The 20521-nt window shown below is 67.7% G+C and carries 15 protein-coding genes; 11 read left to right on the top strand and 4 right to left on the bottom strand.

What is annotated here, in order from left to right:
• Nucleotides 1–28: 28 nt before the first annotated feature.
• The 4 genes from ACUTAF_RS09535 to tssA all read right to left on the bottom strand — a co-directional run bounded on the left by ACUTAF_RS09535 (nt 29) and on the right by tssA (nt 3713).
• The gene (locus tag ACUTAF_RS09535) at nt 29–517 is read right to left on the bottom strand and encodes an Hcp family type VI secretion system effector (protein WP_445579718.1); all 489 of its coding nucleotides are present in this window, start codon (nt 515–517) and stop codon (nt 29–31) included.
• 76 nt (nt 518–593) lie between these two features.
• The gene (gene tssC / locus ACUTAF_RS09530) at nt 594–2090 is read right to left on the bottom strand and encodes a type VI secretion system contractile sheath large subunit (protein WP_445579717.1); all 1497 of its coding nucleotides are present in this window, start codon (nt 2088–2090) and stop codon (nt 594–596) included.
• A gap of 15 nt (nt 2091–2105) precedes the next feature.
• Complete coding sequence (gene tssB / locus ACUTAF_RS09525; RefSeq protein WP_003245007.1) at nt 2106–2621, bottom strand: type VI secretion system contractile sheath small subunit; 516 nt, start codon at nt 2619–2621, stop codon at nt 2106–2108.
• A 69-nt stretch (nt 2622–2690) separates the two neighbouring features.
• Entirely contained in the window at nt 2691–3713 is a 1023-nt protein-coding gene (tssA, locus tag ACUTAF_RS09520) for a type VI secretion system protein TssA (protein ID WP_445579716.1), read from the bottom strand.
• A 363-nt stretch (nt 3714–4076) separates the two neighbouring features.
• Here tssA and tagH point away from each other — a divergent pair, with 363 nt between their 5' ends.
• From tagH to ACUTAF_RS09465, 11 genes are all read left to right on the top strand, one after another.
• A complete protein-coding gene (gene tagH, locus ACUTAF_RS09515; RefSeq protein WP_445579715.1) occupies nt 4077–5486 on the top strand; it encodes a type VI secretion system-associated FHA domain protein TagH in 1410 nt (469 codons plus the stop codon).
• Between the two features lie 74 nt (nt 5487–5560).
• The gene (tssJ, locus tag ACUTAF_RS09510; protein ID WP_445579714.1) at nt 5561–6028 is read left to right on the top strand and encodes a type VI secretion system lipoprotein TssJ; all 468 of its coding nucleotides are present in this window, start codon (nt 5561–5563) and stop codon (nt 6026–6028) included.
• A 20-nt stretch (nt 6029–6048) separates the two neighbouring features.
• Nucleotides 6049–7383, top strand: a complete 1335-nt coding sequence (tssK, locus tag ACUTAF_RS09505) for a type VI secretion system baseplate subunit TssK (RefSeq protein ID WP_445579713.1) — start codon at nt 6049–6051, stop codon at nt 7381–7383.
• A 6-nt stretch (nt 7384–7389) separates the two neighbouring features.
• Complete coding sequence (locus tag ACUTAF_RS09500; protein WP_445579712.1) at nt 7390–8751, top strand: DotU family type VI secretion system protein; 1362 nt, start codon at nt 7390–7392, stop codon at nt 8749–8751.
• Nucleotides 8748–12263 carry a type VI secretion system membrane subunit TssM gene (tssM, locus tag ACUTAF_RS09495; RefSeq protein ID WP_445579711.1) on the top strand — a complete coding sequence of 1172 codons (3516 nt, stop codon included), beginning with the start codon at nt 8748–8750 and terminating at the stop codon, nt 12261–12263. The genes ACUTAF_RS09500 and tssM overlap by 4 nt, the downstream gene beginning before the upstream one ends.
• Nucleotides 12260–12949, top strand: coding sequence for a type VI secretion system-associated protein TagF (gene tagF, locus ACUTAF_RS09490; protein WP_445579710.1), 690 nt, complete (start codon nt 12260–12262; stop codon nt 12947–12949). Before tssM ends, tagF begins: the two co-directional genes overlap by 4 nt.
• Nucleotides 12949–13677: a PP2C family protein-serine/threonine phosphatase gene (locus ACUTAF_RS09485; protein ID WP_445579709.1), complete on the top strand. Its 729-nt coding sequence runs from the start codon at nt 12949–12951 to the stop codon at nt 13675–13677. The genes tagF and ACUTAF_RS09485 overlap by 1 nt, the downstream gene beginning before the upstream one ends.
• 15 nt (nt 13678–13692) lie before the next feature.
• The gene (locus ACUTAF_RS09480; protein WP_445579708.1) at nt 13693–16761 is read left to right on the top strand and encodes a serine/threonine-protein kinase; all 3069 of its coding nucleotides are present in this window, start codon (nt 13693–13695) and stop codon (nt 16759–16761) included.
• Nucleotides 16761–17465, top strand: a complete 705-nt coding sequence (locus tag ACUTAF_RS09475) for an ABC transporter ATP-binding protein (protein WP_445579707.1) — start codon at nt 16761–16763, stop codon at nt 17463–17465. Before ACUTAF_RS09480 ends, ACUTAF_RS09475 begins: the two co-directional genes overlap by 1 nt.
• Nucleotides 17465–18658 carry an ABC transporter permease gene (locus ACUTAF_RS09470; protein WP_445579706.1) on the top strand — a complete coding sequence of 398 codons (1194 nt, stop codon included), beginning with the start codon at nt 17465–17467 and terminating at the stop codon, nt 18656–18658. The genes ACUTAF_RS09475 and ACUTAF_RS09470 overlap by 1 nt, the downstream gene beginning before the upstream one ends.
• Nucleotides 18651–20468 carry a formylglycine-generating enzyme family protein gene (locus tag ACUTAF_RS09465; protein WP_445579705.1) on the top strand — a complete coding sequence of 606 codons (1818 nt, stop codon included), beginning with the start codon at nt 18651–18653 and terminating at the stop codon, nt 20466–20468. The genes ACUTAF_RS09470 and ACUTAF_RS09465 overlap by 8 nt, the downstream gene beginning before the upstream one ends.
• Nucleotides 20469–20521: the final 53 nt, after the last annotated feature.

Below are 20521 nucleotides of genomic sequence, written 5' to 3'. Positions count from 1 at the left end.
CGCCGCAGCGGCGCCGGGCGGCCACGCCTCAGATCTTGACGTTCTCGCGGATGTTCCAGCCGTACTTGATCGGGCCGCCGTCCTTGCTGCCGTCCTGTTTCTGCGGTTGATAGTCGACCTGAACCTGGCCGAAGTTGAGGGTGACGTTCTCGGTCAGGCGATCCTCGCCGCCGCTACCGCCGGTGCTGATCGACGACACCAGCACCTCCTTGAGGGTGATGATCAGGTATTCCACCGGGTCCTCGCCGCCGGCCTTGCGGATGGTCAGCTTGGCCTCGGGATAATGCTTGCCGCTGGAGCAGGCCATCATCAGGTTGGGTGAGGACTTGTCGATCCACTTGGTCAGGGAAATGTCCTGGATACTGACCTTGCCGGCGCCACCGCCACCGCCCACGTGCATGCTGCCGGACTGGGACATGCCCCAGCTCCAGGCCAGCACGTCGATTTCCTTGGCGTGGGTCTTGTCGGCGGATTCCCCCTCGACGTCGCCGATCTTGATGAACATATCAACAGCCATCATGCCTCCTTGGTGGCTCGCGCCACGCTACGTGGTGCGGTACCCGCCGCCTTGGCGGATACCAATGTGGGATGGATCAGGCAGCCTTGCCCGACGGCAGCTTGGAGACCAGGCGCAGGGACACCGTCAGGCCTTCCAGCTGGTAGTGCGGGCGCAGGAAGAACTTCGAGTTGTAGTAGCCCGGGTTGCCCTCGACTTCCTCGACCACCACCTCGGCGGCGGCCAGCGGGTGCTGCGCCTTGGTGGTTTCGGTCGAATGTGCCGGGTCGCCGTCGACGTAGTTGAGGATCCAGTTCTGCAGCCAGCGCTGCATGTCGTCCTTCTCCTTGAACGAGCCGATCTTGTCGCGCACGATGCATTTCAGGTAATGCGCGAAGCGGCAGGTGGCGAACAGGTAGGGCAGGCGCGCCGCCAGGTTGGCGTTGGCGGTGGCGTCCGGGTCGTCGTACTCGGCCGGCTTCTGCAGCGACTGGGCGCCGATGAAGGCCGCCAGGTCGGTGTTCTTCTTGTGCAGCAGGGGCATGAAGCCGTTCTTCGCCAGCTCGGCCTCGCGGCGGTCGGAGATGGCGATCTCGGTCGGGCACTTCATGTCCACGCCGCCGTCGTCGGTTGGGAAGGTGTGCGCCGGCAGGTTGGGCACCTCGCCGCCGGATTCCACGCCGCGGATGCGCGAGCACCAGCCGTAGAGCTTGAACGAGCGGTTGATGTTGACCGCCATGGCGTAGGCGGAGTTGGCCCAGGTGTACTTGCTGCTGTCGGCGCCGGCGGTGTCCTCCTCGAAGGCGAAGGCATCGACCGGGTCGGTCTTGGCGCCGTAGGGCAGGCGGGCGAGGAAGCGCGGCATGGTCAGGCCGATGTAGCGCGCGTCCTCAGACTCGCGCAGCGAGCGCCAGGCGGCGTACTCGGGGGTGGTGAAGATCTTGGTCAGGTCGCGCGGGTTGGACAGCTCCTGCCAGGAGCCCATGCCCATGACGGTGGGCGACGCCGCGGATATGAAGGGCGAATGCATCGCTGCGCAGACCTTCGACAGCTCGCCGAGCAGCTCGACATCCGGCGGCGACTGGTCGAAGTAGTAGTCGCCGACCAGACAGCCGTAGGGCTCGCCGCCGAACTGGCCGTACTCTTCCTCGTACATCTTCTTGAAGATCGGGCTCTGGTCCCAGGCGGTGCCCTTGAACTTCTTCAGGGTCTTGTGCAGCTCGCCCTTGGAGATGCTCATCACGCGGATCTTCAGCTGCTCGTCGGTCTCGGTGTTGTTGACCAGGTAGCTCAGGCCGCGCCAGGCGCTCTCCAGCTGCTGGAAGTCCTCGTGGTGCATGATCAGGTTGATCTGCTCGGTGAGCTTGGCGTCGATGGCGGCGATGATCGACTCGATGGACTTGATCGCATCGTTGGAGATCAGGTCGGTCTTTTCCAGCGCATGTTCGGCCAGGGTGCGCACCGCGGTTTCCACCGCCTCGCGGGCGCGCTCGGTCTTGGGTTTGAATTCCTGCAGGAGGAGGGCGGCGAAGTCGCCGCCTTCGGCGGTCGCGGTCCCGGTCTGGGCCTGCTGTTCGGTCATCGTCTCGGCCATGGTCTGCGTCCTCTATCAGCTCTGCGGCTCGGAATCGGTAGGTTTCGGTGCGCTAGCCAGCGCCTGCAGCAGGGCCGGGTCCTTGATCGCCTTCATGATCATTTCCTCGGCGCCGGTCTTGCCGTCCATGTAGGTCAGCAGGTTGGCCAGTTGGGTACGTGCCTCGAGCAACTGATTGAGCGCGTCGACCTTGCGTGCCACGGCTGCCGGGCTGAAGTCGTCCATGCTTTCGAAGGTGATGTCGAGGCTGAGATTGCCTTCACCGGTCAGGGTGTTGGGCACGTTGAAGGCCACCCGCGGCTTCATCGCCTTGAGCCTCGAATCGAAGTTATCGACGTCGATTTCCAGGAACTTGCGGTCGGCCACCGCCGGCAGCGGCTCGGCGGGCTTGCCGGCGAGATCGGCCATCACCCCCATGACGAAGGGCAACTGCACCTTCTTCTCCGCGCCGTAAAGCTCCACGTCGTACTCGATCTGCACCCGGGGAGCTCGGTTGCGGGCGATGAATTTCTGGCTGCTGGGGTTAGCCATCTTGTTCCTCCTGCGCTGCGTATGCGGCTATGTGCTGGGATTGGAATGACCACTCGGTGAGTCCCGGCGCTATTCGCCCTCGGGCCCCCTGAGCTTTTCGAATTGGGAGAACCCGTCGGGGATGAGGTTGCGCACGATGGTGGCGAAGTCGGCGCTGACCAGGGTCTTGGCGCGACTGAGCAGCACCGGCACAGGGCTCGACGGTTCATGGCGGGCGTAGTAGGTGAGAATGCGGTCGAGCGCCTTGAGCACGTCGTCGCGGTTGCCGATCTCGCCGCTGATGCGCGGCGCGGCGGGCGTTCCCGGCGCAGCCAGGTCTGTGCCGGCATCGGCAGGCGGAGCCTCGGAGCCGTCGTCTGTGGTCGCGGCGGGGGCCTGCTCGGTGACGATCTGCACGGCGTGACGCAACAGTTGCTTGAGAGCGGCGAGATCGGCACCGCGGTCCGAGCCGACGCGTTCATTGACCTCCCGCTCGATAGCCTGCAGGGCCGTTTGCGCCGCGACCACGGCGCTGCGACAGGCTTCGACCTGCTCGGCGTCGCTGTCGCGAAAGGCGGCTGCGACCTGCTCGGGACCGAGGCTTTCGCTGGCGAAGCGCTGCAAGCCGCTGGCGTTGAGCGCGGCACGCAGGGTCACGGTGCCGAAGGCGCGCGAGCGGATCAGCGGCATCTCCCACAACAGCCGCAGCACCGGCTCGGCGCCGACGCCGGCCAGGGCATTGATGCGGAATGTGGGGTCGTTGTCGTCCTCGACGTCGAGCATCGGGTACAGGCTGTCCCAGTACTGTTGCAGCAGTGCCTGGACCAGCTGCAGCGCCTGCACCAGCCCGGGCAGGCCTTCCAGGGCGATGGCGCTTTGCAGGTAATAATTGGCGATGCGCAGATCCTTGCTGCGAGCGAGCAGTTCGACGCAGAGGTCGCGAACCTGGCGCCACTCCGGCGGCTCGGCGGGCAGCACCGAATCACCCATCTGCCGTTCCGGCTGGCCCTGCGCGGCGCGTTCGAGTTCGAGAAATGCCGAGTCGTATTCCAGATCGACACCGCTCGGGGCGTCGGGGGATATCGCGGTCAACAGAGGCTGTATGTCCACCACAATGGGTGATCTCCATATCAATCCTGCCGCGGGCAGGTATACGTCGTAGCGAACGTCGGACTTCAACCCACGTCCTAGTGGATTACGTTCTATCCGAAGTGAAACATGGCCACTTCGATCGAATTGTCAGAGCAAGTCTTGGCGCTGTTCTAGCCTTGTCAAGAAATTGGCCGGTCTTAGAGACGAACTGCAGAGGGCAATAAGATAGGCGAGCAAATTCGGCTTACTTAGTGTGTTTCGCTATATCTCCAATTACAAAAAAGCAGAACTAAAGTGGGACTTGTGAACAACACTGGGCAACTTTGCGAGGCCTATACTCAGCGCACCGCCTAGGTACTCGGAGAAGGTTTGCAAGGAGTTGGAATGCCGTTGCGTTTGACCATCACCAGTTATCACAAATTGACGCCCGGACAACGCGCGGACATGGACCTCGACCATGGCGAGCTGCGCATAGGGCGCAATCCGGACAACGACTGGGTGCTGCCCGATCCGGAGCGCCTGGTGTCGGGCCAGCACTGCGTCATCCAGTTCCGCGACGGTACCTACTACCTGACGGATACCAGCACCAACGGCGTGCAGCTGGTCAATGCCGGGGTCCGCCTGCACCGCGGCAATAGCGAGCCGTTGCTGGATGGCGAGTTGGTGCGCCTGGGCGAGTACGACATCCTGGTGCAGATCACCGGCGCCGGTGGTTTGACGCCTGGCGTGCCGGCCACCAGCGATCCCTTCACCGGCTTCGATGCCCTGATGAATCGCCAGAGCGCCGCCGGTTCGGCGATTCCGGCAGCCGCGCCAGTGCAGATGAAGCCAGGCGGCTCGCCTCTGGATACCAAGCCCGATCTGTTCGATTTCCTTGCCGCCCCGGCAGTGCCGCCGCCGAGCGTGCCCGACCACATTCCCGCCGAGCGCCACGACTTCCGTCCGCCCGAGGCGCAGGCCCCAGCTAGCGCTGAAGCGCCGGTGGCGCACGCCATTCCGGCGGACTGGGATCCCTTCGCGGAACTGGGTATCGCCGCGGCGACGCCCTCCGCCCAACCCGCGCCGGCGTCCCCAGTCCCGCCAGTGGAAAGTCCGGCTCCGCTGGTGGAAAACCCGGCGCGGCAAATGCCGCCGCCCGCGATGCCTCCCACCAACCCGGCAGCGCCTGCAGCTCCTATGGCAAGCAGCGCAGCGGCCAAGGTCGACGGCGATGCCCTGGAGGCCTTTCTGCGGGGTGCCGGCCTGGGTCAGTTGCCCATCGACCGCGCCGCAGCGCTGACACAGATGGAGGCCATCGGACGCAGCTACCGGCAGATGGTCGAGGGCCTGGTGGACGTGCTGCGCGCTCGGGCCAGTCTCAAGGGCGAGTTCCGCATGGCGCAGACCATGATCCAGCCGGTGGAGAACAACCCGCTGAAGTTCGCGCCGAATGTGGAAGAGGCATTGCTGCTTTTGCTGCGCTCCGGCAATCAGGCCTTCATGCCGGCGGATCAGGCGATAGCGGAAAGTTTCGATGATCTCAAGGCACATCAACTGGCGGTGATGGCCGGTGTGCAGGCGGCGATCAAGCATCTGCTCAAGCGTTTCGAGCCGGCAGTACTGGAGGCCCGCTTGAATAAGCCCTCCGGCCTCGGCGGTTTGTTGCCCGGCGGCAAGCAGGCGAAGTACTGGGAGTTGTTCACCGAAACCTATGCCAGTATTTCCCGCGAGGCGGAAGACGATTTCCAGGACCTGTTCGGTCGCGAGTTCAGTCGTGCCTACGAAGAGCACAGTGCTAGATTGCGCAAGCGTTAATAACTGCTACTCCTTGTTCGGCTATTTATTAATTCTGATTAGAAATGAATTGAACGTCATAGAGGACGACAAATATGCAAAGGATATGGTGCGCAGTCCTGGCCGTACTGCTCGGTGCCTGTGCCTCGGAACCACCGCCGCCGGCGCCCACGGTGGTACGCCTGCAGTTCCAGGCACAGGCCGACCTCAACCCCTCCGCGAGCGGCCAGGCGGCACCGGTACGGGTCAGGCTGTATGAGCTCAAGAGTGGGGCGGCGTTCAGCCGCGCCGACTACTTTTCCCTGGTCGAGGCGGCCAGCGCCACCCTCGGCGGCGATCTGGTGGAGCAGGACGAACTGCTGATCCAGCCCGGTGAACAGTTGATTCTCGACCGTACCCTGGATGAACAGAGCCGCCTGCTCGGCTTCGTGGTCGCCTACCGCGACCTGGACGACTCGGTGTGGCGGCAATTGGTCAACATTCCCGCACACAAGACCAGCGTCCTCAATGTCAGCCTCAGCGCCCGCGCGGTCAGCGCGGTGCCTGTGACGCCGGCCAAGTAAGCCACTCGGGAGATTCGCCCATGTCCTGGAATAACCGAGTGGTGTGGTCCGAAGGGATGTTCCTGCGGCCGCAGCACCTGCAACAGCATGATCGCTACCTGGAAACCCTGGTCGACAGCCGCTGCCGGCCGATGTTCGCCGGCGGTTGGGGCTTCTCCGAACTGCAGCTGGACACGGCGCTGCTGAGCCAGGGCAAGCTGGCCATTCTCCGGGCCCGTGGCGTGCTGCCCGACGGCACGCCCTTCGACATTCCCGGCGATGACGTGGCGCCGACGCCACTGATCGTCGACCCGCAGATGCGCGACCAGCTGATCTACCTCGGTCTGCCGCTCAAGCGCGCCGGCACCCGCGACACCGTGGAGGAGGGCGAAGCCCTCGGCGGCGCCCGCTACGTCAGCCAGGTGCGCGAGGTGCGCGACGACAACGCGCCGTTCGAGAGCCGCGCGCCGCTGGCCATCGGCGGCAAGGCCCTGCGCCTGCTCACCGAGCGCGACGGCCTCGGCGAGTACGCCTGCATCGGCGTGGTGCGGGTGGTTGAAAAGCGCGCCGACAATGCCTTGCTGCTCGACGACAGCTACATCCCGCCCGTGCTGGACGTCGCCGCCTCGCAGCCGCTGGCGGCCTTTCGCAGCGAACTGCAGGGCCTGCTGCATCAGCGCGGCGAGGCGCTGGCAGGGCGGGTGGTGGCCTCCGGCGCCGGCGGCGCCTCGGAGATCGCCGATTTCCTGCTGCTGCAGCTGGTCAACCGCGCCGAACCGCTGATCGGCCACCTGGCCCGGCTCAGCCCGCTGCACCCGGAGGCCTTCTACCGCGAGGTGGTGGCGTTGGCCGGCGAGTTCGCCACCTTCTCCAACAGCGGCCGGCGCCCAGCCGAGTACCCGGCCTACGAGCACGACGACCTGGCGGCCAGCTTCGCCCCGGTGATCCGCGAGCTGCGCCAGGCGTTGTCGATGGTCATCGACAGCCGCGCCACGCCGATCCCCATCGTCGAGAAATCCTACGGCGTGCATGTGGCCATGCTGGCCGACAAGAACCTGCTGCAGGGCGCCAGCTTCGTCCTGGTGGTGCGCGCCGACGTGCCGGCGGAGAACCTGCGCAGCCTGTTCCCGCAGCAGGCCAAGGTCGGTTCGGTGGAGCACATCCGCGACCTGGTCAATCTGCAGCTGCCGGGCATCGCGCTGCTGCCGATGCCGGTGGCGCCGCGGCAGATTCCCTATCACGCCGGCTCCAGCTACTTCGAGCTGGATCGCGGCAGCGACCATTGGAAGCAGTTGGCCAATTCGGGAGGTTTCGCCTTCCATATCGCCGGCCAGTTCCCCGGCTTGAACCTGGCCTTCTGGGCCATCCGAGGGTAGTTCTCCATGCATCCGATCGACGATCCCTTCGGCGGCCCGCCGGGTAACGGTGGCGGTGGCTCAGGCCCAGGCAACGACCGCACCATGATCATGCCGCGCCCCGGTGGAAGAGCCCCGGAGCCCACGGCGCAACGCCCTGGCCCAGCGCCTGCAGCCGGGCCGGCGCCGGCCATGCCTGGTGCGCCCTTGCCCAGCAGCCTGGCCCAGGGCCTCAACCCACTGGAGCGCGCGGCGGCGCCGCTGCTGGCACTCCTGACGCGCTTACGCAACACCATCTCCCACCCGATGCCGGCCAGCCTGCGCGCCCAGTTGCTGGCCTACCTGCGCCAGTTCGAAGAACAGGCCAAGGGCGCCGGCGTGCCGCAGGACGAGGTGATGCTCAGCCGTTACGTGCTCTGCACCGCGCTGGACGAAGCGGTGCTCAGCACGCCCTGGGGCAGTGGCAGCGACTGGGGCAAGCAGAGCCTGCTGATCACCCTGCACAACGAGGCCTGGGGCGGCGAGAAGGTGTTCCAGCTGCTCGAGCACTGCCTGCAGAACGCCCGGCAGAAGCTGAACATTCTCGAACTGCTCTATCTATGCCTGTGCCTGGGCTTCGAGGGCCGTTACCGAGTGATGAACGATGGCCGCAGCCAGCTCGAAGCCCTGCGCGAGCGCACCGCGGCGACCATTCGCAGCGTGCGCGGTGAATTCGAGCGCGGCCTGTCGCCGCGCTGGCGGGGCGTCAGTGTCGCGCGCGATCGGCTGTCGCAGTTCGTCCCGCCCTGGATCGGTGCCGCCGTGTGCCTGGCGCTGCTGCTGCTCCTGCTGTTCGGCCTGCGCCTGAAACTGGCCAGCGACGCCGAACCGGTGTTCCGCAACATCCACGCGCTGGGCGAGATCCCGGTGCAGACCATCGACCGCCCGCCGGTACAGCCCAAGCTGATCGAGCGCCCGCGTCTGGCTCGCTTTCTCGAAGACGACATCCGCGCCCAGCGCGTCGCCGTGGAGGATGCGGTGGATCGCTCGGTGGTGACCATCCGTGGCGACGAGCTGTTCGCCTCCGGCAGCGCCACGGTCTCCGACAACCTGCAGCCGCTGCTGCTGCGCATCGCCGAGGCCATCCGCCAGGTCAAGGGCAACGTGCTGGTCACCGGCCACAGCGACGACCGGCCCATCGCGACCTTGCGTTATCCCTCCAACTGGAAGCTGTCGCAGGACCGTGCACAGCAAGTCATGGACGTCCTGGCCGCGCGCAGCGGCCAGCCGGAACGCTTCACCGCCGAAGGGCGCAGCGATACCGAGCCGGTGGCCTCCAACGAGACCGCCGCCGGCCGCGCGCGCAATCGCCGGGTGGAGATCACCGTATTCGCGGAGGGCAACCTGTGAAGGCCTTCTTCAATTTCTGTGTGCGCTGGCTGGTGCCGATTCTCGGTCTGATCGCGCTGAGCCTGGTGATCTGGTTCCTCGGTCCGCTGATCGCCATTGGCGGCTACGAGCCGCTGGCCTCGGCGACCGTACGCTGGATTCTGATCGCGCTGCTGTTCCTGACCTGGATCGGCTTTCGCCTGCTGCGCCTGATCCAGGCGCGGCGCAACGCCGCCAAGGTCATGCAGGGGCTGGTGGCGGTGGCGCCGGATGCCGCCAGCGTGGCCACCGCCGAGGAGCTGGCGACCCTCAAGCAGCGCATGGACGAAGCCCTGCAGCTGCTGAAGAAGGCCAAGCTCGGCGGCCAGGAGCGGCGCAACCTCTATGAGCTGCCCTGGTACGTGATCATCGGCCCGCCTGGCTCGGGCAAGACCACCGCGCTGGTCAATTCCGGGCTCAACTTCCCGCTCGCCGAGCACATGGGCGGCGGCGCCATCCGCGGCGTTGGCGGCACGCGCAACTGCGATTGGTGGTTCACCGACGAGGCGGTGCTGCTGGACACCGCCGGCCGCTACACGACCCAGGACAGCCACGCCGAGGTGGACAAGGCCGCCTGGCTGGGCTTTCTCGACCTGCTGAAGAACCAGCGCAAGCGCCGCCCCATCGACGGCGCCTTTATCGCCATCAGCCTGTCCGACCTGCTGCTCGGTAGCGAGAGCGAGCGCGCCGCCCATGCCCGTTCGATCCGTGCGCGGGTGCAGGAACTGTATGCTCAGCTCGGCGTGCGTTTCCCCATCTACGTGATGCTGACCAAGTTCGACCTGGTGCCCGGCTTCATGGAGTTCTTCGACGACCTCGGCAAGGAGGAGCGCGGCCAGGTCTGGGGCACGACATTCCCCCTGGACGATGGCAAGAGCGGGGAAGGGCCGCTGGCCGGCTTCAGGCAGGAGTTCGCCGCGCTCGAGGAGCGCCTGACCCAACGCCTGGTGGAGCGTCTGCAGCAGGAGCGCGACCCCAACCGGCGCGACCTGATCTACGGCTTCCCACAGCAATTCGCCGCGCTGCGCGACAACCTCGCCAGCTTCCTCGACGGCGTGTTCAAACCCAATCGCTACGAGGAGCGGGTGCTGCTGCGCGGCGTCTATTTCACCAGCGGCACCCAGGAAGGCAGCCCCATCGACCGTCTGATCGGCGCCATGGCGCAGAGCATGAATCTCGATCGCCAGCACCTGGCGCGGCAGACCGGTACCGGGCGCAGCTACTTCATCGAGCGGCTGTTCCGCGAGGTGGCCTTCGGCGAGCGCGGCCTGGTCGGTGCCAACCCCAAGGTGGAGCGCAGGCGCAAGTGGATCACCCGCGGCGCCCTGGCCGCCTCGGTGCTGCTGTTCGTCGCGGTCGCCAGCGTCTGGCTGGTCAGCTACAACGCCAACCAGGCCTATATCGCCGAGGTGGACGGCCGCGTGGCGCCGCTCAAGGGTCAGCTGGAGGCCCTGAGCCCGGCGCAGCGCGAGGTGCTGGCGGTGCTGCCGCTGCTCAACGCCATCCGCCACGTGGCGGACAACCCGCCGTCCTGGGCCGCCGGCTTCGGCCTGTACCAGGGCGACATGCTCGGCGCCGAAGCCGGCAGCGTCTATCGCAAACTGTTGATCGCGGTGATGGCGCCGCGGCTGCTGACGCGCATCGAGGAACAGCTGCGCAGCGGCGGCAATTCCGACTTCCTCTACGAGGGGCTCAAGGCCTACCTGATGCTGGCCAGCGCCGACCAGTACGATGCGGACTTCATCAAGGCCTGGATCAACCTGGACTGGGATCAGAGCCTGCCGCGCGATCTGGCGCCGGAACAGCGCCTGGCCCTGGGCGAGCACCTCGATGCGCTGTTCGCGCGCAAGCCGCCACCGGCGCGGCTGGACGAGAACCTGATCGAGGACCTGCGTCGTCAGCTGCAGCAGATGTCGGTGGCGCAGCGGGTGTACAACCGGGTCAAGCGGCAGAAGCTGCCCGACGGCCTGGCGGACTTTCGCATCAGCGAAGCGGCCGGGCGCGACGCCGCGCTGGTGTTCACCCGCAAGAGCGGCAAGCCGCTGAACGATCCGCTCAGCGGCTTCTACACCTACCGCGGCTATCGCCAGGTGTTCATGGTCGCCAGCCTCAGCCAGTCCGGCGCGCTGGCCGAGGAACAGTGGGTGCTGGGCCGACCGCTGGCGGACAACCAGGACGCCGCCAGCCTGGCCCTGGAGGTACGCAACCTGTACTTCCAGGACTTTCTCGGCCAGTGGGAAAGCCTGCTCGGCGATATCGATTTCGTCGCCATCACCAGCGTGGCCCAGGCGGCCGACGTGATGCGCGTGCTGTCCGGGCCCAATTCGCCGCTCAAGCAGCTGCTCGAGGCGGTGGCGCGGGAGACCGACCTGCAGCAGGAAGACCGCCTGCTCGCCGACAAGCTCAAGGCCGCCGACGGCACGGTGGACAAGCTCAAGCAGCAGCTCGGCTCGCTGGTCGGCCAGGGTGCGCAGAACCAGCCGCAGGCCGCGCCACAGGTGGACCCGATCACCGCCCGCTTCAACGAGCTGAACAGCCTGGTGCGCAAGCCCGAGGGCAGCAACAGCGCGCCCATCGACGACCTGCTGGCGCAGTTCAACGAGCTCTACGTGCAACTCAGCGCCATGAGCGGCGCCAGTGGCGACGCCCTGCTCGGCGAGGCGAAGAATCAGGCGGTGGCCTCGGCGCAGCGGGTCAAGCTGGCCGGAGAACGCCAGCCGCCGCTGGTGCAGAACCTGGTCAACTCGGTGGTCAGCGCCACCACCAACAGCATGATGGGCGGCATCCGCAGCCAGCTCAACGCGGCCTGGGTCGCCGAGGTGGTCAACGTCTACCGCCAGTCGCTGGCCGGCCGCTACCCGCTGGACAGCGGCAGCACGCGCGACGCCACGCTGGAGGACTTCGGCAACTTCTTCGGCGTCGGCGGGGTGATGGACAACTACTTCCGCAAGTACCTGCAGCCCTATGTCGATACCTCCGCGACCAGTTGGCGCTGGCAGCCGGGAGCGGCCGAGCGCTTGGGTATAGGCGGCGGCGTGCTGCAGACCTTCCAGCGCGCGGCGGCGATTCGCGACGCCTTCTTCCGCGCCGGCGGCACCCAGCCCACGGTGCGTTTCGAACTCAAGCCGGTGGCGATGGACCCGGCGATCAGCCAGTTCATCCTCGATCTCGACGGCCAACAGATGACCTACGATCACGGCCCCAGTCGCCCGGTGGCGATGCAGTGGCCGAGCCCCAACAGCCTGGGCGTGGTGCGCCTGTCGATCACTCCGCCGACCAGTGCCGGTCGCTCCGGCCTGACCCTGGACGGCCCCTGGGCCTGGTTCCGCCTGCTGGAACAGTCCGACCTGACCCCGGGCGCCTCGCCGGACCGCTTCACCCTGCGCCTGCGCGTGGACAACGCCAGCGTAGCCTGCGAGCTGCGTGCCAGCAGCGCCTTCAACCCGTTCCGCGGCCGCGTGCTGAACGGCTTCAGCCTGCCGGAGCGCCTATGAGCGCTGGCTTCTACGGCAAGCTGGTCAGCCGCGGCGACTTCATCCACCGTGGCCTGCCCAGCGCCTTCATCGAGGGCTGGGACGCCTGGCTGGCCGCCGGCATCGCCGCCAGCCAACAAGAGCTGGGCCCGGCCTGGCTGGATGCCTACCTGGTCAGCCCGCTGTGGCGCTTCGCCCTGGCGCCGGGGCTGGTCGGCGGCGAGGCGGTCACCGGGGTGATGATGCCCAGTGTCGACCGGGTCGGGCGATATTTTCCGCTGACCATCGCCTGCCCGCTGGATGCCGATGCCGATCTGGGCTCGCTGCTCGGCGGTCCGGACGCCTGGTATGAACAGGCCGAGGCGGCGCTGCTGGCGACGCTGGAGGAGGGCAGCGCCTTCGAGGCCTTCGAGGCCGCGGTGGCAGCCCTCGGCATGCCGGCGTACGGCCGGCGCAGGCCACGCACGCCGGGTTTCCGGCAGATGCATTTTTCTGTGGCCAGCCCGGCCGAGCGCCTGGCCGTGCTGGCTCAGCTCACCTGCGAAGGCGCCAGTCTGTGGTGGGGGCGCGGCTCGGAGCATGTCGCCGCCGGCCTGCTGTGCTGCGCCGGGATGCCGGCAGCGCAGGCGTTCAGCGGCCTGTTGCTGGGGGCGGACGTATCGCCGGCGCCCGGCCTGGCCGCGCAGTTGCAGAGCGAGAGCCGATGATGAATGCAGCCGCAGTCGAGCAGTACCAGTCCGCCAGCCACAGCCATGTCGGCATGGTTCGCCAGGTCAACGAGGACGCCTGCCTGGATGCCCAGGAGATCGGCCTGTGGGCGGTGGCCGACGGTATGGGCGGCCATGCCGCGGGGGATTTCGTCAGCAGCCTGATCGTCGACAGCTTGCGCCGCGTGACGCCGGCGCAACGGCTCGACGACTACGTGCAGGCGCTGCGCGGCTGCATCGGCGAGGTCAACCAGGCGGTGCGCGAGGAGGCGCAGCGCCGCGGCGTGAGCATGATGGGCAGCACCCTGGTGCTGCTGGTGGCGCGCGGCGATCAGGCCGTCTGTCTATGGGCCGGCGACAGCCGCCTGTACCGTCTGCGCGAGGGCGTGCTGCAGGCCATCAGCCACGATCACAGCTACGTGCAGGAGCTGATCGACAGCAGCGTGCTCAGCGAGGCGGATGCGCGCGAGCACCCCATGGGCAATATCGTCACCCGCGCGGTGGGCGCCCAGGAGCATCTGGAGCTGGAGGAGGTGCAGCTGCAGGTGCTGCCCGGCGACTGCTTCCTGCTGTGCAGCGACGGCCTCACCCGCACGGTGGAGGAGCACGAGCTGCAGGGCGTGCTCGGCCATGTCGCCCCCTACGAGATGGTGCGCAGCCTGGTGCATCTGGGCCTGACCCGCGGCGCGCCGGACAACATCACCGCCATTGTCGTCAAAGCCTATTGAAGGACGCAGTAACCCATGGATATCGAAATACCGGGGTACGAGATCGAGCGCGAGCTGGGCGATGGCGCCATGGCCGTGGTCTATCTCGCCACCCAGCGCTCGCTGGAGCGCAAGGTGGCGCTCAAGGTGATGGCCGCCGCGCTGGCCGCCGATCCGAGTTTCTGCGAACGCTTCCTGCGCGAGGGCAAGACCCTGGCGCGGCTGTCCCATCCCAACACCGTGACCATCCACGACATCGGCAACGTCGGCAGCCATTACTACATGGCCATGGAGTACCTGCCCAACGGCACGCTGAAGGAGCGCATCGCCGCTGGCCTGAGCGCCGAGCAGGGCATCCAGTACCTGCGCCAGATCGCCTCGGCGCTCGGCTATGCCCATGCCCAGGGCCTGGTACACCGCGACGTCAAACCGGCCAATATCCTGTTCCGCGCCGACGGCACCGCGGTGCTGTCGGACTTCGGCATCGCCAAATCGCTGGAAGACCGCACCCAGTTCACCCAGGCCGGCTTCGCCGTCGGCACCCCCAGCTACATGAGCCCGGAGCAGGCGCGCGGCCAGCAGGTCGACGGCCGCACCGATCTCTATGCCCTGGGCGTGGTGCTCTACGAGATACTTACCGGCCAGTTGCCCTACGTCGGCGCCGATTCGTTGTCCACCGCGCTGGCCCATCTGACCCAGCCGCTGCCCGAGCTGCCGATTGCCCAGGGCCGCTATCAGCCGATCCTCAGTCGTCTGCTGGCCAAGGACCCGGCCGATCGTTTCCCCGATGCCGCCGCGCTGATCCAGGCGCTGGACGCACTATCCGCCAGCCCGGCCCCCGCAAACGGCGGCGACAGCGAAGCTACCCAGTTCCGCCCGCTGGGCCTGCCGGAAACGCCGGCGCAGCGCTCCACGCCAACCGATCTTGGCGGGATGCAGGCGGTTTCCGTGAGCATGCCAACGGCGCAGAGCGAGGCGCCGTCGCGACCGGCCGACGAGCATCCCACGCGCGTTCCGCCCTCCACACCTGCGCCATCATCCGGGCCGTCGCGTAGCCCGATGCTGGCCATAGTCGCGCTGACGTTGGTCGGCCTGCTGGCGCTGGGTGGCGGTGGCTACTGGTTCTTTGGTAGCCCGCCCACGACCGACTCACAGCAGCAGGCGCAGAGCGACCCGCCGCCGAACGGCGAGAGGCCGCCGCTGGTGGACGAAGGCACGGAAGGCACGCCTGGCGCCCTCGCCACCGATGGCGGCGAGCGTCCGTTGCTGATGCCGGGCAAGAAGAGCCTGTTCCAGCGCGTGCTGAGCAAACCCGAGGCGCGTCTGGCCAGCCAGCCCGGCGAGGCGGGGCAGGGCAACGAGCTGCCGGCCTTCTCGGTGCTCTACGTCTACCGTCGCCAGGAGCACGGCGGACAGACCTGGCTGGAGGTCGGCGCCTCCAGCGACGGCACGCGCGAGGGCTGGCTGGCGGCCGCCGACGTCAGCGACTGGAAGCAGAGCCTGGTGCTGAAGTTCACCGAGCGTTCCGGGCGCTCGCCGGTGATGTTTCTCAACAGCCGCAGCGCGGTGGAACAGTACCTGGCCGATCCGGCGCAGGCGCGCACGGCGTTGCATCAGGCGCAGTTCGAAGAGGGTGTGGCGCCGCAGATCGTCGCCCTGGAGCCGGCGGCCAGCGCCATCCCGCAGGAACAGTTCTATCTGCTGCCGATCTTCGAGTCGCACGAGACCTTCGACGGCAACGGCGCGCCGGTGCAGCTGCTGAACGTGGCGTCGATCGATCCGGGCGACGCCGAACGGGTGGTCGGCGATGGCAGTCCGCGCATCCAGCACGACAAGTTCCGCACCGGCATCGTCCTGGTGGTCGACACCTCGGTGTCGATGCAGCCCTATATCGACCGGGTAGCGCAGGTGGTGGACGAGCTGCACAAGCAGATCGCCCGCCGTGGCGACCTGGACAGCGTCAGCTTCGGCCTGGTGGGCTTTCGCAGCAACGTCGACAAGACCCCGGGGTTGGAATACGTCAGCCGCACCCTGGTGAGCCTGGAGGAGGGCAGCGATCCGCAGCGCTTCGTCGACCTGGCGCGCCAGGTCAAGGCCACCAACGTCTCCAGTCATGCCTTCAACGAGGATGCCTTCGCCGGCGTGATGGAGGCCGTGGAGGGCATGGACTGGACGCCCTACAGCGGCCGGCTGATTCTCCTGGTTACCGACGCCGGGGCGCTGCGCAAGAACGACCCGCTGAGCCGCACCCAGATGAACGAGGCCGAAGTGCGCGAGGCGGCGCTGCGTAAGCAGATCAAGATCTACGCGCTGCACCTGCGCACGCCCATCGGTCGCGACAACCACGGCTTCGCCGAGCAGCAGTACCGCAGCCTGACCGCCGACGCCAACCCGCAGATCGGCGATCTGTACATCCCGGTGGCCGACGGCGAGGTGGAGAAGTTTGGGCAGACGGTGCGCGAGATCGGGCTGATCTTCGCCGAACTGGTGAGCAAGGTCGCCAATAACCAGGTGCAGGCGCCCAATCAGCATCAATCGACCCGCAGCATCGCGGCCAGGACCGAGGCCATCGGCTACGCCATGCAGATGGACTTTCTCGGCCGCCGCTCGGCCGCCCAGGCGCCGCAGCTGGTCACTGCCTGGACCGCCGATCATGACCTGACCAACCCCTCGCTGCCGGCCTTCCAGGTCTGCGTGTTGCTGACCAAGCTGCAGCTCAACGACCTGCAGCAGTCGCTCAAGCTGATCGTCGACGCGGCGCGGCGCACGGAATCGTCGCCCAAGGACTTCTTCCAGGAAATCGCCAGCGCCAGCGCCTACATGAGCCGCGATCCCAGCGGCCTGAACCAGGGCCGCAACCTGGCCGAGTCCGGCATCCTCGGCGAGTACCTGGAGGGCCTGCCGTACCGCAGCAAGTCGCTGAACATGAGCCAGGAGCTGTGGCTGTCGCTCAGCGTCGCCGAACAGCAGGACTACATCGACGAGCTGGAGTCGAAGATCCGCCTGTACGAAACCTTCCACAACGACATCGCCCACTGGGTCCGCTTTGGCGATGCACAACCGGGCGACGCGCTGTACCGCGTGCCGCTGGCGACGCTGCCCTGATGCTGCGCCTGCGCGACATCGGCAAGAGCCGCCCGGGTTACCGCCTGCAGGTGCCGCGCCTGGACCTGCGCCCGGGCCAGCGCCTGGCCCTGGTCGGGCCCAGCGGTAGCGGCAAGAGCACCTTGCTCGACCTGCTGGCCCTGGTGCTCAGCCCGGATCCCGGCGGTGCGCTGGAGTTCACCCGCGACGGCCATACCCGCGACATCGCCGCGCTCTGGCGGCATGATCGCCAGGACCAGCTGGCCGAGCTGCGCGGCCGCCTGATGGGCTACGTGCTGCAAACCGGCGGGCTGCTGGGTTTTCTCGACGTGCGCGGCAATATCGGCCTGTCGCGCGCCTTGCTCGGCATGCCCGACGACGCCACGGTGCAGCGTCTGGCTGAGCGCCTGGAGATCGCCGACCAGCTGGACAAGCTGCCGGCCGCGCTGTCGGTGGGCCAGCGCCAACGCGTCAGCATCGCCCGCGCCCTGGCCCATGGCCCGGCCCTGGTGCTGGCCGACGAACCCACTGCCTCGCTCGACCCGCTCAACGCCGAGCGGGTCATGCAGTTGCTGGTGGAACGTGCGCAGGAGCAGGGCGCCTGCATCCTCATCGCCACCCATGACGAGGCGCTGGCCCAGCGGGTCGGGCTGCAGCCGTTGCGTCTGGCGGTCCAGCGCAATGGTCCGGGTGGGGTGGTGGCGACCCTGCAGGAGGCCGGCTGATGCGCCTGCGCCTGATGGGTCGGCTGGCCTGGCACGATTACCGCCGCGAAGGGCGGCTGTCGGCCTGCGCGGTATTGGCACTGGTGGCGGTACTGACCCCCTTGCTGGTGCTGTTCGGCCTCAAGTTCGGTCTGATCGGCACGCTGACCGAACGCCTGGAGCGCGACCCCGGCATCCGCGAGGTGATCCCGCTGGGCGGCGGCCGCTTCGGCGCCGAGGCCATCGCCGAGTTGCGCGCGCGGCAGGACGTGGCCTTCGTCATCCCGCGCACGCGGCAGATCGCCGCCACCGCCGAGCTATCCAGCGGCAGCGGCCGGGTCACCGTGGAGATGATTCCCACCGCGCCGGGCGACCCGTTGCTGCCGCAGCAGGATCAGCCCCTGGCGCTCGACAGCGTGGTGCTTAGCCAGCGCGCGGCGGAGAAGCTCGGTGTCGCCGCCGGCGACGAACTGCAGGCTGCCTTCGGCCGCCAGGTTGGCGGCCGCAGCGAATACCAGCGCACCGGCCTGCGCGTGCAGGCGGTACTACCGCTCAGCGCCTTCGCCCGCGACGCGCTGTTCGCCGACCTGCGCCTGCTGGAGGCCGCCGAGGACTACCGCGACGGCCTGGCGGTGCCGGCCTTCGGCTGGCCGGGGCTGGAGGCCGCAGGCAAGGCGCGCGTTTACCCTGGCTTTCGCCTGTATGCCGCCGATCTCGACGGCGTCGAGGTGCTGCGCCGCCACTTCGCCAGCCGCAACCTCGAAGTCGCGACCCAGGCCGATACCATCGCCCAGGTGCGCTCGCTCAGCCGCAACCTGACCCTGGTGTTCTGGATCATCGCCTGCCTGGCCCTGGGCGGCGCCTTCGCCGCGATGACCGCCAGCGCCCTGGCCGCGGTGGAGCGCAAGCGCCGCGCGCTGTCGGTGCTGCGCCTGCTGGGTTTCTCGTCTTCCGCGATGGTCGCCTTCGTGGTACTGCAGGCGCTCTATACCGGATTGTTCAGCACTCTGCTGGCCTGGGTGCTGTATGCCGGCGCGGAACTCGGCCTGAACCAGCTGTTCCAGCACAGCCCGGGCGAATACGCCTGCCGCCTGCTGGCCGGGCATTACCTGCTGGCCCTGTTGGTCACCCTGTTGTGCAGCAGCCTGGCGGCCGCTTCCGGCGGCTGGCGGGCGGCGCGAATCGAAGCCTCGGAAGGATTGCGCGATGTCTAGATGTCAGTGGCCTCTGCTGTTGCCCGCGTTGTTGTTGCTCGGCTGTTCCGAGGGCGAGCAGGCCAAGCCCGTTGCCGCCAAGGTCGAGGCGGCGCAGGAGGCCGCGCCGAGCGCGGCAGGCGAGGCCACAGCGCCGGCCGACACGGCCCAGCCAACCGCCGCCGCTCCGGCGCCCGGCAGCCCCGCCGATTACAACCCCAAACCGCTGGAAGACGACGTCAGCCTGCCGCTGCCCTGCGGCGGCGAGATGGTCTTCCGCCACGTCTATATCCTCGCCCGCGGCACGCTGGACGATCGCGAGATCAGCCTCGGCTACCCCTTCAGCGAGGACGAACCGGGCTACCAGCAGTCCTTTATCTCCGGCTACCGGCGCGACTTCATCAACGGCCAGTTCGTCGTCGAGGACCTGCCCGAGGACTGGCGATCGCGCATCGCGCCGACCCTGCCGATCCGCCAGGGCGACGAGCTGCTCAAGCCCATGCTGTACTTCGTCGGCAAGTACGAAGTCACCGAGCGCCAGTACCAGCAGGTGATGGATCAGGCGCCGGTTCTGGTCGCAGGCGGCGAGGAAGTCTGCACACCGGTCGCCGGCGGGGTGATGGCGCGCCGGCCCAAGGTCAATCTGTCGCGCTTCGAGGCCGAGCGTTTCGCCGCGGTGTACAGCGCCTGGCTGCTCAGGCATCACCGCGAGCGCCTGCCGATCAGCGGCCGCGGCACGAGCCCGGAGGACGGCGGTGTCGGTTTCGTGCGCCTGCCCACCGAGGTGGAATGGGAGTTCGCCGCCCGCGGCGGCCACGCAGTCAGCCGCCAGGAGCTGGAGGCGCGGCTGTTTCCGCGACGCGAGGAGGGCGTCGACGGCGATGGCCCGCTGGCCGACTGGGCGGTGTTCACCCAGGTCGCCGGCGGCACGGGGCAGGGCGCACGGCTGCTGCCGGTGGGCAGCAGGAAGCCCAACCCGCTGGGCCTGCACGACGTGATCGGCAACGCCGCCGAGATGGTCCACGACCCCTTCCAGATGGTCCACGCCGGGCGTCGCCAGGGCACCTATGGGGGTTTCGTGGTCAAGGGCGGCAACTACCTGGAAGGCGAGCTGACCCTGTTCACCGGCATGCGCCGCGAATACCCCTCGTTCACTGCCGATGGCAGCGAGCAGCGCAACGACACCACCGGCTTTCGCGTCGCCCTGGGCGCGCTGTCGGCGCCGCGCTCGCGTTACCCGGAGCTGTTCGAGCAATGGCAGCGGGAAGGGCGCCTGGCCGGCCTGACCGACGAGATCGACGACGCCGACGACCCGACCCTGCTGCTCGACAGCATCATCGCCGGCAGCGAAGACCCCGAGCTGCAGGCGCGCCTGGCGCTGATCAACGAGGAACTCAAGCGCAACGTCTCGCTGATCGCCCAGCAGCGCCAGGAGGCGGCGGCCAACCTGATCCAGTCCGCGGCGCTGGTGGCCGAGACGGTGAACAACTACAACATCCGCCTGACCAACCTGCAGAACAGCCTGAACCAGGCGCGTCAGGCCAAGGACCAGACCGCGGTGAAACTCTACGAGTCGGCCATCGCCAATGGCCGCAGCGCGCTGGACGGCGCGGTGAGCATCTATATCGACAACCTGGCCACCGGTACGCGCTACAGCGATGCGGTGATCCAGGCGCAGTTCCAGCGCACCCGCCAGGAACTCGAGCGCCAGCCGGTGCTGGGCAAGAGCCTGGTGAAACGGGCTACGCTGTTTGTGAGGCACGTGGACGAGTACCGCCTGCAACGCAAGGCTGATCCGGCGGCGATTCGCAAGGAGCTGCTGGCACCCTGACGCAGGAGAGCCAGGCTGCGGGCGAGGGCGCCGTACGCCGCGGCCGGCCAGGA

This window comes from Pseudomonas sp. SP16.1, assembly GCF_052682975.1.
Note: the sequence above shows the minus strand (reverse complement) of the source record. Positions and strands in the feature narration are given on the sequence as shown.